General features: G+C 72.1%; 12 protein-coding genes. 7 read left to right on the plus strand and 5 right to left on the minus strand.

All coding sequences use genetic code 11. The annotated features are described in order from the left end of the window. Positions 1–107: 107 nt before the first annotated feature. The 3 genes from ACFXPX_RS26985 to ACFXPX_RS26995 all read right to left on the minus strand — a co-directional run bounded on the left by ACFXPX_RS26985 (position 108) and on the right by ACFXPX_RS26995 (position 1,342). Complete coding sequence (locus ACFXPX_RS26985) at positions 108–530, minus strand: hypothetical protein (protein ID WP_380643717.1); 423 nt, start codon at positions 528–530, stop codon at positions 108–110. 190 nt (positions 531–720) lie between these two features. Continuing rightward, entirely contained in the window at positions 721–1,050 is a 330-nt protein-coding gene (locus tag ACFXPX_RS26990) for a carbohydrate-binding module family 14 protein (protein ID WP_380643720.1), read from the minus strand. A 145-nt stretch (positions 1,051–1,195) separates the two neighbouring features. Next, complete coding sequence (locus tag ACFXPX_RS26995; RefSeq protein WP_380643722.1) at positions 1,196–1,342, minus strand: hypothetical protein; 147 nt, start codon at positions 1,340–1,342, stop codon at positions 1,196–1,198. Positions 1,343–1,860: 518 nt separating this feature from the next. On the opposite strand from ACFXPX_RS26995, the gene ACFXPX_RS27000 reads away from it, so the two are divergent. From ACFXPX_RS27000 to ACFXPX_RS27015, 4 genes are all read left to right on the plus strand, one after another. Then, complete coding sequence (locus ACFXPX_RS27000; protein ID WP_380643725.1) at positions 1,861–3,858, plus strand: Helicase associated domain protein; 1,998 nt, start codon at positions 1,861–1,863, stop codon at positions 3,856–3,858. A gap of 275 nt (positions 3,859–4,133) precedes the next feature. Further along, positions 4,134–4,565, plus strand: coding sequence for a DUF2690 domain-containing protein (locus ACFXPX_RS27005; RefSeq protein WP_380643727.1), 432 nt, complete (start codon positions 4,134–4,136; stop codon positions 4,563–4,565). A 53-nt stretch (positions 4,566–4,618) separates the two neighbouring features. Next, on the plus strand, positions 4,619–5,071 hold the full coding sequence (locus ACFXPX_RS27010; protein WP_380643729.1) for a helicase associated domain-containing protein: 453 nt from the start codon (positions 4,619–4,621) through the stop codon (positions 5,069–5,071). Positions 5,072–5,732: 661 nt separating this feature from the next. Next, positions 5,733–6,290, plus strand: a complete 558-nt coding sequence (locus ACFXPX_RS27015) for a helix-turn-helix transcriptional regulator (RefSeq protein ID WP_380643731.1) — start codon at positions 5,733–5,735, stop codon at positions 6,288–6,290. A gap of 120 nt (positions 6,291–6,410) precedes the next feature. Here the strand turns inward: ACFXPX_RS27015 and ACFXPX_RS27020 are convergent, their stop codons facing one another. Together ACFXPX_RS27020 and ACFXPX_RS27025 are read right to left on the minus strand one after the other, a co-directional pair. Continuing rightward, a complete protein-coding gene (locus tag ACFXPX_RS27020) occupies positions 6,411–6,857 on the minus strand; it encodes an RICIN domain-containing protein (protein WP_380643734.1) in 447 nt (148 codons plus the stop codon). Between the two features lie 178 nt (positions 6,858–7,035). Beyond that, positions 7,036–8,007, minus strand: coding sequence for a LuxR C-terminal-related transcriptional regulator (locus tag ACFXPX_RS27025; RefSeq protein ID WP_380643736.1), 972 nt, complete (start codon positions 8,005–8,007; stop codon positions 7,036–7,038). Between the two features lie 389 nt (positions 8,008–8,396). Between ACFXPX_RS27025 and ACFXPX_RS27030 the strand changes: the two genes are divergently transcribed. The 3 genes from ACFXPX_RS27030 to ACFXPX_RS27040 all read left to right on the plus strand — a co-directional run. Beyond that, a complete protein-coding gene (locus ACFXPX_RS27030; RefSeq protein ID WP_380402585.1) occupies positions 8,397–8,603 on the plus strand; it encodes a hypothetical protein in 207 nt (68 codons plus the stop codon). A 9-nt stretch (positions 8,604–8,612) separates the two neighbouring features. Further along, a complete protein-coding gene (locus ACFXPX_RS27035) occupies positions 8,613–8,948 on the plus strand; it encodes a hypothetical protein (protein ID WP_380643739.1) in 336 nt (111 codons plus the stop codon). 302 nt (positions 8,949–9,250) lie between these two features. Continuing rightward, a partial coding sequence (locus tag ACFXPX_RS27040; protein WP_380643741.1) for a CHAP domain-containing protein occupies positions 9,251–10,222 on the plus strand: 972 nt, incomplete at its 3' end.

Genomic DNA, 10,222 nt, shown 5'->3' on the forward strand with positions numbered 1-10,222 from the left:
GCACACCACACGACGGCCGCTCGCCCGCCCGCCCCGGCTCCGCCCCTATATCGGCCCGGGGCGCTCCGTCGCCGCATCACGGTCCGGGGCCGCGACGGCGGGGAGGGTTATTGGATGGTGGCCTGGACCTGGGTGGGGTCGAGGGGGATGAGGAAGTCGAGGACGTAGGTCTCGACGGTGGTGGAGGCGAGGCCGGCTTGCTGGACGGCGGCGGGCTGCTGGGCCATGAGGGCGGCGGCGGTGTTCAGCTTGGCCTCCAGGGCGGCCTCGTTGGTCGGGCTGATTGCCGAGATGCTGTCGATGGCGACCTGTGCAGCTGCGCTCACCTGGCCGCCGGCCTGGGTGCCAACCTGCACGGTGCCGTCGCATTCCTCGCCGTTGCTGGTGCGGTTGCAGGTGAACCCGCCCGTCGTGGTGGCGCGGTCTGCGGTGGCGGGCGGGCCGAGGGTGGCGGCGGAGGCGGGGAGGGCGGTGGCGGCTGCGATCAGGACGGCGGTGGTCAGGGTGGCCGCAGTGTGCTTCGTGCCCATGGCGGGCTCCTTACGGGTTGGACGGCGGGGTCCGTTTCCCTGCATGGAGGAGGGTAGGCGCGGTGCGCGGGTCCGGCGAGGGAGGTTCGGGCCGTTTCGGCGATGGTTCGGCCTCAGTCGACGTACCGCGGACACCCCAGCCCGCTGAACCGGTCCCCGGTGCCGAGGTGGTGGGCCCGGCGGGGTGGCGTCAGAGTTCGTCCAGCGTGCCGTAGTACACGTCTTCGGCGGCCCAGAGGTCCTCCTGCGCGGGCGTTCCCTGCTCGCATTTGCCGACGGCTTCGTTGAACACGTGGCGCGGCTGACACTGGTAGTGGACGGTGGCCAGCTGGCCTCTCGTGACGGGCCCGCACACGTAGTACTGGGTGGGGTCGGAGGGGTCCGGGTAGGAGCCCGGCCCGAGCCGCTCGCAGTTCGGGGTGCCGTCCAGGACGTTGGCCTGGGCCGGGGGCGCGGCCGCGACGAGGCCCGCCAGGGAGAGCGCGGTGGCGGCGAGGCGGCCCGCCATGGGCATGGGCATGTGTTCAACACCAATCCGGGGTCGATCGGGCCGCCCGCGGTCGACGGCCGGCACGGCACCACCCACTCTCCGCCCGTCCGGCGGGCCCGCAATCGCTCCTGGGCTGTCCGGACGACCCGGCCGCGGGGCCGCGGCCCGTGGTGACCTACCGGTCCTGCGCGATCGCCTCGATGAGGGAGCGCTGGACGACCACCGTCCGGGAGATGCTGTCCGCCCAGGTCTGGTGCCCGGCGTGGACGACTGGGCGCAGGAACCCGAACCCGGGGTGGAGCGCGTCCAGGACGTGCAGCACGCCCCGCAGGATGGCGCGCGGGGCCGGCCGGCTGACCCGCGTCGCCGGGGCTGGGCGGGCGATACTTCCTGACACCGCCTCGGCCCGGCCCGGGAAGCCCCGCTGTGCCGGCCCGTACACACTGAGGGGACCGATCCTCGTCCGGGCCCCCGAGCGGGCGCCGGTCCCGGTCCGCCGTCGTGCCCGGCCCGCGGGGGTGGGGGTTTCCCTGGCGGGCCGGGGGTACGGGGAAGGCGCTGGCCGCTGTGCTGGTGGTCGGCGCCTTCGGTGTCCTGGCCCTGCTGCCGTCGCCGTCGCCGTCGCCGCCGTCGGGGGTCATCCCGTGGAGGTGCTGGAGCTGGGTGCCTTCCGGGTGGTGGCGGCGGGCGTGCCGTCGTCGAAGACGATGGTGAGCTGGGCTCCGGTGGTCGTGGCCGTCTGCTGCGCCGCGGTGGCCGCGTTGTTGCCGTCGGGGTCGGGCTGCGCACCGGTCGTGGCGTCGGGGGTTGGCGGTGGCGGCGTGTTCGCGGGAGGAGGCGTTGGAGAGCGCGGAGGCCGGCGGGCGGATCCAGGCCCAGGTGACCACGCAGGCCGCGCGGATCACCGACCTGGTCGAGGGCGCCCCCGACGGCCGGCCGGTCACCGTCTACGCGACCTACGCCTTGCTGGAGCGGATCGTCCAGGCCCACCGGCAGTTCCGGCTTCCGGCGTGGGATCTGGTGGTGGTGGACGAGGCGCACCGCACCGCCGGTTCCGAGGGCAAGGCCTGGGCCGCCGTCCACGACGACGACCGAGTCCCGGCCGCCCGCCGGCTCTACTTCACGGCGACGCCGCGGATCGCGGACGACCGCACTGCGCGGGACGGCCTGGCCGACCTCACGACCGACACCGCGTCCGCGGACGACGCCGAGGTGCTGCCCGTGTTGTGCTCGATGGACGACGACACCGTCTTCGGCCCCACCGTGTTCGCCTGGACGCTGGGGCAGGGCATCGAGCACGGCTACCTCGCCGACTACCGCGTCCTGGTCCCCGTCGTCACCGACGAGGACCTGCGCGACCTCCTCAACCTCCCCGCCGTCGCCGACCTGCGCTTCCAGCGCACCAACGAGGAACTCCTGCGCCTCGCCCTCCAGATCGCGGTGCTGCGCGCGGTCGCCGACCTGGAACTGCGCCGCGTCATCACCTTCCATTCCCGGGTGTCCGGGGCGCGGGAGTTCGCCGACACCCTGCCCGCGGCCGCCGGCCTGCTCAAGGACGCCGACCGGCCCGAGCGGGTGACCGCCCTCGCCGTCGCCGGTACCGACCGGCTCAAGGACCGCCGGGCCGCCTTCGCCACGTTCAAGGCCTCCACCGGTGAGGACGGCGAGCAGTGCTGCGTCATCTGCAACGCCCGGCTGCTGACGGAGGGGATCGACGTGGCCGCCGTCGACGCGGTCGTCTTCGCCGACCCCAAGTCCTCGGTGATCGACATCGTCCAGGCGGTGGGCCGGGCGCTGCGTCAGTCCTACCGGCAGGGCAAGGTCTCCTGGATCGTCATCCCGGTCTACCTGCCGACGCCGGAGGTCGGGGACGACACGGCGGCCGCGGACCCGGCCGAGGTCCGCGACGCCGGGGAGGCGGTGAAGGCCGAGGCCGACGCCGGGATCGAGGCCTCCTCGTTCCGGACGATCTGGCGGGTCCTGCGCGCTTTGGCGGCGCACGACGCCCGGGTGGTGGGCCGGATCACCGAGCTGCGCGCCCACCGCGCCCAGCCCGAGCTCACCACCGCGGCCGAGGCCTCCGCCGAGGGTGCCGCCGGGCCGGGGGAGGGCGGGCAGCCGGCGGTGGAGCAGGGGTCGGTGGTGGACTGGCTGCGGATCGACGCCCGCCGGCACGCCGGGGCGATCCTCCAGACCGTCAAGCTGCGGGCGTTCAACCCGCGGGCGGTGGAGTGGCAGCGCATGCACGCCGTCGCCACCGCCTTCCACCTGGAGCACGGCCACCTCGACCCCACCGACAAGACCACCCACGCGGGGTTGGTCTCCTGGCTGGACCGGCAGCGCCACCTGAACGGCCAGCACCTCCTGGACGCGGCCCGGGTCTCCGAGTTGGAGGCGCTGGGGATGATCTGGTCGAAGCACGCGAACGCCTGGGAGCGCGGCCACGCCTACGCCCGTGCCTGGGCCGCCCGCCACGGCCACCTCGCGATCCCGGCGACGGAGAAGCTGGACGGCTATGCGGTCGGCGCCTGGATGCGCCGCCAGCGCAGGGCCGACAATCTCACCCCCGACCAGAGCGGCGCGCTCGACGGGCTGGACGAGCTGTGGCGCCTGGAGCCGGACTGGAACCGCTCCTACCGCCGCCTGCTCGCCTACCTGGAGGCCGGCGGCACCCTTGGCGGCCCGGCGAACCGTACCGGCCTTGGAGGCGATCCGGCGTTCCGCCCCGGCACGTGGCTGCGCAAGCAGGCGACGGCCCGCACCGACGGCAAGCTGACCGGGCAGCAGACCGCGCTCCTGGACGCGCTCACCCGGCACGCCGAGACCGTCACGGGCTGACCCGCACTGAACGCCCCCGCCGGCCCGGCCCGGCCCGGCCCGGGCCGGGCCGGCCCACTTCCCGGAGGAGACGAGTGACGATCCCCGCCACCCAGCCGCCCAAGGTCTCCTGGTACGCCCAGTGGGAGGAAGGGGTGGAGGCGGGCTCCTTGGTGTGCTTCGCGCGCCCCCGGTGAACTGCGTGCACGAAGGGAAGGTTGCCGGAGACCGGAACAACCGGGCAAAGGCGCCGGGCTCGCCTGCCGAGTGGGGCCCGCCGAGGAGAGGAGAGGCGCATGACCACCAAGAAGGTGCTGGGGACCGTGGCCGCGGTGCTGGCCCTGACGGCCTTGCTGCCCGCCGCGGGCACCGCCGAAGCCGCGACGTGTCGGGGGGACGCCTGCACGGGCAAGAACCCGAAGTCGACGGGCTGCGGTGATGACGCGAAGAGCTTCAACCCCCCGGCCGCTGTCACCCCCGCCGGCGGCGGCCCCACCGCCGAACTGCGCATGTCCCCCAGCTGCAGCGCGGCGTGGGCCCGCATCGAGAAGGCCAACGGCAACTGGCGCTTCAAGATCGAGATCAAGGACGGGAAGTCCTACATCGAGAACGCCTCCCCCGACTTCCAGGCGTACACCCCGATGGTCGGTACCAGCAACGCCTACCGGGTCTGCGTGGAGCAGTACGACGGCGTGGGTGGCAGCTGGTCCTGTACCGCCTGGCACTGAACCGGGAACGCGAGGCGATGGAGTAGCCGGCCGCGGGCTGCCCGGCGTTGGGGATGATCTGGTCCAAGCACGCCAACGCCTGGGAGCGCGGCCACGCCTACGCCCGCGCCTGGGCCGGCCGGCACGGCCACCTCGCGATCCCGGCGACCGCGAAGCTGGACGACTACGCGGTCGGCGCCTGGATGCGCCGCCAGCGCAAGGCCGCGGGCCTCGCCTCCGTCCAGGCCGCCGAGCTCGACGGCCTGGACGAGCTGTGGCGCCTGGAGCCGGACTGGAACAGGTCGTACCGCCGCCTGCTCGTCCACCTCGCCGCTGGCGCCACCCTCGACGGCCCCGCCAACCGCACCGGCCTCGGCGACGACCCCACCTTCCGGCCCGGCACCTGGCTGCGCAAGCAGGACAAGGCCCGCACCGAGGGCAAGCTGACCGACCACCAGGCCGCGCTCCTGGACGCACTCACCCGCACGCCGAGACCGTCACCGGCTGACCCATCTCCCCGACCATAGGGGCTCCATCGTGAACGAAAGAGCGGCGCGATGGATGCTTCCATGTGAATCCTTGGGTGCGGTGGCCTCCCGCGTCGCATGAGGCGTAGGGACCGGCTCCGGAAGCCTCCTTCGGATGTGTACGTGGCGGTCGGGTGGTCGATGATGTTGTCGGGGGAAGTCCTGCCGGGTCCGGCAGGGGTGGTTTCCGGGGAGAGTGGAGTTGTCGGTGGGGGGCGGGGGAGAACCGTGGGACAAGGGTTTGTCGGCGAAGGACCGTTTTGAGTACTGGCGGGACGTGCTGGCGAAGTCGCGGGAGTGTGAGACGACCAGTGCTCAGGCGGACAGCTTCGAGGCGGACTTGCGGTGCGCGGAGCTGGGGCCAGTGGTGCTGATGGGGTCGTCGTTCCCGTCGGCGCGGTTCCGGCGCACCGGGCAGATGATCCGGCGTTCGGACCAGGAGTTGTACCACCTGACCCTGCTCGTCTCCGGGAGCCACGGGCTCAGGCGCGGACGTGACCAGGTGGAGACGTTCCACGTCGGGGACCTCGCCCTCATCGACAGCTCTACCCCGCACGACGTGCGGATGCTCGGGGACCGGACCTCTGACGGGGCAGGCCTGAAAGTCACCGCCATCGGTATCGACATTCCTCGGTCTCTGTTGCCGGTGCCCGGTCCTCTGGTGCGTGATCTGCTGGGCCGGAGGTTCTCCGCGAGTGAGGGTTCGGGCGCGCTGCTCACGCAGTTCATGCTGGGGCTGGAGCGTCAGGCCCTGACGTTGGGGCCTCCGGAGGCCTCCCGGCTCGGGGAGGCCGTCGTCGACCTGACGGCGGCCTGGGTCGCCCGGGAACTCGACGCCGTCGCCGTACTGCCGCAGGAGGTCCGGTCGCGGGCCCTGATGGAGAACGTCCGCAGGTTCATCCGGCACAACCTCCACGACCCCGGCCTGACCCCGGCCGTGATCGCCGCCGCCCACCACATCTCCGTCAGCCACCTGCACCGCGTCTTCACCCGCGAGTCGCACGGCGAGACCCTCGCCGCGGCGATCCGCGCCCAACGACTGAGGAAGGCCCACCGCGAACTGGCCGACCCCGCGCTGCGCACCGTACCGGTGCACGCCGTTGCCACCCGCTGCGGCATCCCGCGGGCTGCCGAGTTCAGCCGGGCCTTCAGGACCGCCTACGGGCTCTCGCCGCGTGAGCACCGCCGCCGGGCCCTGGCCGGGCCCGGCGACGCGTAGCCGCAGATCGTACGGACCGTCGAGCGCGGCGTCCTGCCGCGCTCGACAGACTGCAGGCCGTCTGCGGTGATTCAGGCAGAAATCTTTTGCCGTATCACCGTTGTCGCTGGTCCGGGTGGATCAGATGTCCCAGTACTGGTCCTGGAAGTAGCCGCAGGTGGTCTGCTTGGCGGGGTTTCCTTCTTCCGTTCCCTGGACCAGGAGGCACTTCTTGCTGTGGTAGTTGACCCACCACGTGGAGTTGGCGCTGAGCCTGTGGGCGTACCACTTCTGGTCGTCCAGCCCCGTGCAGGTGTACTGGTAGACGGGGGCGCCGTCGTCGTACCCCTGGGCGGTGAGGCACTGGCCGCTGTAGTCGTTCCTGATCTCGGTGAGGGCACCCGAGTCATTGAGGTGCCAGCTCTGGTCTTGGAAGTTCCCCCAGGTGGTCTGGGTTGCCCGTGAGCCGTAGGCGCCGCTCGCCAGGACGGCCAGGCACTTGTTGCTGTTCTGGTTGCACAGCCCGTAGTGGCCGGGCGGGTTGACGACGTCTCGAATGGAGACGCCCGTGGCCGACGCGCCGGTCACGGGAAGAAATGCGGCAGATGCGACGAGAGCCGCCATGACAAAACCGATCCGCTTGACTGTCATGAGTTCCTCTTTCGTTGGTTTTCGGAAATTCCGCAGGGTGCATTCCTTCGGCGAAATACCGCAGGGGGCCATGTGGTGCGCCACTGATCTCAGGCCGTGGCATTCCCCCGGGGTGTCAGAGCCAGCCGCGGTGGGCGGCTTTGATGCCGGCTTCGAAACGGCTGCCGGCGTTGAGGCGCTCCATGATCGAGGACATGTGGCGGCTGACGGTGCGGGTGGAGATGCCGAGGCGCTGGCCGGCGGTGTCGTCGGTGAGGCCGGAGCCGAGCAGGCGCAGCAGTTCGCGTTCGGTGGGGGTGAGCCCGGTGCGGGGGTCGTCGGGGTGGGTGGCGCCGAGCGGGACGGCGGTGTGCCAGGTCTGCTCGAAGAGGTCGAGCAGCGCGGAGAGGATGCCGGGCTCGGTCACGTACAGGGCGCCCTTGCGGTTGTCCGCGGGGTCGACCGGGATGAGCGCCTGGCTGCGGTCGATGATGACCATGCGCGGTGGGATGGTGGCGGCGGTGCGGACCTCGCCGCCCTGGCTGAGCAGCCAGTGGGCGTAGGTGGCCACGTGCGGCTGGCTGCGCGTGGACTCCTGGTAGAGGGTGCGGATCGCGATGCCGCGCGCGAGGGCCTCGGAGTCGGTGACGCGGCTGGCGGCGAGGTCGTGGGGCAGCTGGTCGCCGGGCTGGCTGCCGAGTGCCTCGGTGGTGGCGCTGCGGCCCATCCGTTCGAGTCTGGCGTGGATGGCGTCCATGCCCAGCAGGCGTTCGCCGTGGGCGGTGCGGTGTTCGGCGCGGTCGGCGACCATGCGGGTGACGGCCGCCCTGGAGGCCGCCAACGCGGCCTGCCGGGAGGCGAGTTCGGCTTCCTGGATGGCGAGGATGTCGGCCAGGCCGATGTCGGGGCTGACCGCGCGCAGCTCGCCGGGGCGCTGCGCGGAGGCCCGTACGAGGGTGAGGCGGCTGAGCTCCTCGAGGTGCTCGTGCACCTCGACGGGGCTCAGGCCGCAGCCGGCGGCGATCTCGTCCACGCCGTGGGTGGGGTGGTCGAGCATCGCCTGGTACACGGTGGTGGCTCCGGCGGTCAGGCCCAGTACTTCCAGCATGTCGCGCCCCCCGGCACTCGTCGGCCGCCTCCCGGGCGGGCGGCCAGGCGCATCCAAACAGAGGCGCGACGGCCCGTTCAAGGCTCGAATCGAGGCGTTCGGTGGGATTTGCGGGTTCTTGAGAAGGCTCCTTGATACTGCGTGCTCATATCTGAGCATGCAAAGCCAAGAAAACTTGGCATGGTCTCGTCATGATGTCGGGAGTCCGCCAGGCGACTGGGCGCCAGCGGGAAGCCCTTCCGGCGCCACGGGCGAGCGACGAGAGTAGTGATCGCCGCCAGGAAGGCCCGACAGGGAACGATCCGGGGCGGCAGCCGGACAGGGCGTCAACCGCGGGACGCCCCAACGGATCGGCACACCTCTCCCGTCCATCCCAGAAGGGCCCCGTCATGATCCGTACCCGTATCGCCCAGGCCGCCGCGGTCGCCGCCGTCTCGCTCACCGCCCTCCTGGCCGCCCCGGCCGCCTTCGCCGCCGCCGACCCGGCCACCACCGTCACGACCACGACCACGGCCACCGGCTCCGACAGCATCGGCTGGGGCGGCACCCCCACCGCCGCGCCCGCCTCCACCGACAGCATCGGCTGGGGCGGCTGAACCCGCCGGATGGACATCGTCTACGCCAGCCTGAAACGCCGACAGCCCGCTGCGGTGGCCGGGGCGACCGGAGCAGCCGAGGCAGCCGAAGCCGTCGACGCCCTCTGGGCGCACGCCGAGCCCGCCGACGGACTCCAACACGCCAGCGCACAGCCCGCCGACGACCGCATCGACCTCCTGCTCTACCTACTCAGCCGCGGCCCTTCCGACCCGCCCGGCCAGCTCGACCCCGCCGCCGTCCGCGCGTACGGCCTGATCGCCCGCAGCCACCGCACCTCACCGACGCTCCTACAGCGCTACCTGCCCCCGGAGCCCCCGCGAGCCACGGACCACACCGCCCGGTGACGGCCGCGCCGACGGCATCCGCCACACCCACGGGCTGCAGACCTCCTGCCCCGCACTGACCGCACCACGCCCCCGGCCGTCACGTGACGGCCCGCACCGGCCAAGTGCACTGCCTGACCTCCCGGAGCCGCAGGTGAGCGCCGCTCACCCGTCCAAGGCCCCTGCTCCGCTGCCGCCGCCGCGCCGTACGGCCCGCGACGACGCTCACCGAACTTCCTGGCTCCGTCGGCCATGGCACCGCCGTGCCCGCCGGAGCACCACCGACCGTTCAACCCGCCATCTCTCACCCAGGAGTACCCGCCATGTCTACGCCCATCTCCCGTCGCGCTGCCGCTCTCGCCCTCGCCACCGCGATCGTGCCGGTCAGCCTGGCCTTCGGCGCCTCGTCCGCCCACGCCAGCGTCGGCTCGAACATCGTGAGCATCGCCCAGGCCAACAACTACAAGATGGCCTGCTCGACCAACAGCGCCGGCACCACCGGCTTCAACTCCAGCTGCACCGGCGGCCCCGAGAACTGGTGCGCGGACTTCGCCAAGTGGGTCTGGGCACAGGCAGGGGCCAACGTCTCGGGCCTTGACCCGAGGGCCGGCAGCTTCGGACAGTACAACGGCGGCCTCCACAGCACCCCGCACGTCGGCGACGCGGTCGTGTTCAACTACGACGGCGCCGGCTACGCCGACCACGTCGCCATCGTCACGGAGGTCGGCAACGGCACCATCAAGTCCATCGGCGGCAACGAGGGCGGTCAGCGCGGCAACTGGGCCGCGACCTCGCACGTCCGGGTTGACGGACCGTACAGCTCGGCACTCGGCTACAGCTCTTACATGGGCCAGTCGATCAGCGGCTACGTCTCCCCCATCGGCGGGACCGACAACGCCCCGGCGCCCGCCCCCGCCCCGGCCCCCGCAGCCAAGGACGTCACCAACCTCTTCGCGATCGGCGCGGGCGGCACCGTCTTCAACGCCAACGCCGACTTCGCGGCCGGCGCCTGGAGCGCCTTCCAGCAGGTGCCCGGCAACTCCGCTATCAAGCAGGTCTCCGCCACGGCGGTCGGCAGCACTGTGCACCTGTTCGTCATCGGCTCCGACAACACCGTCTACACCGCTGACGGCAACTACGCCACCGGTACCTGGAGCGCCTTCCAGCAGGTGCCCGGCAACTCCGGTATCAAGCAGATCACCGCCACGGCGGTCGGCAGCACTGTGCACCTGTTCGTCATCGGCTCCGACAACACCGTCTACACCGCTGACGGCAACTACGCCACCGGTACCTGG

Origin of the sequence: Kitasatospora sp. NPDC059146, assembly GCF_042786665.1 — a bacterium.
In the GTDB taxonomy this organism is placed as follows: domain Bacteria; phylum Actinomycetota; class Actinomycetes; order Streptomycetales; family Streptomycetaceae; genus Kitasatospora.

Bases quoted from the DNA above. Each gene is read 5' to 3' on its own strand.
- ACFXPX_RS26985 (WP_380643717.1), bottom strand. From the start codon at position 530: ATGGGCACGAAGCACACTGCGGCCACCCTGACCACCGCCGTCCTGATC.
- ACFXPX_RS26990 (WP_380643720.1), bottom strand. From the start codon at position 1,050: ATGCCCATGCCCATGGCGGGCCGCCTCGCCGCCACCGCGCTCTCCCTG.
- ACFXPX_RS27005 (WP_380643727.1), top strand. From the start codon at position 4,134: ATGACCACCAAGAAGGTGCTGGGGACCGTGGCCGCGGTGCTGGCCCTG.
- ACFXPX_RS27010 (WP_380643729.1), top strand. From the start codon at position 4,619: ATGATCTGGTCCAAGCACGCCAACGCCTGGGAGCGCGGCCACGCCTAC.
- ACFXPX_RS27025 (WP_380643736.1), bottom strand. From the start codon at position 8,007: ATGCTGGAAGTACTGGGCCTGACCGCCGGAGCCACCACCGTGTACCAG.
- ACFXPX_RS27030 (WP_380402585.1), top strand. From the start codon at position 8,397: ATGATCCGTACCCGTATCGCCCAGGCCGCCGCGGTCGCCGCCGTCTCG.
- ACFXPX_RS27035 (WP_380643739.1), top strand. From the start codon at position 8,613: ATGGACATCGTCTACGCCAGCCTGAAACGCCGACAGCCCGCTGCGGTG.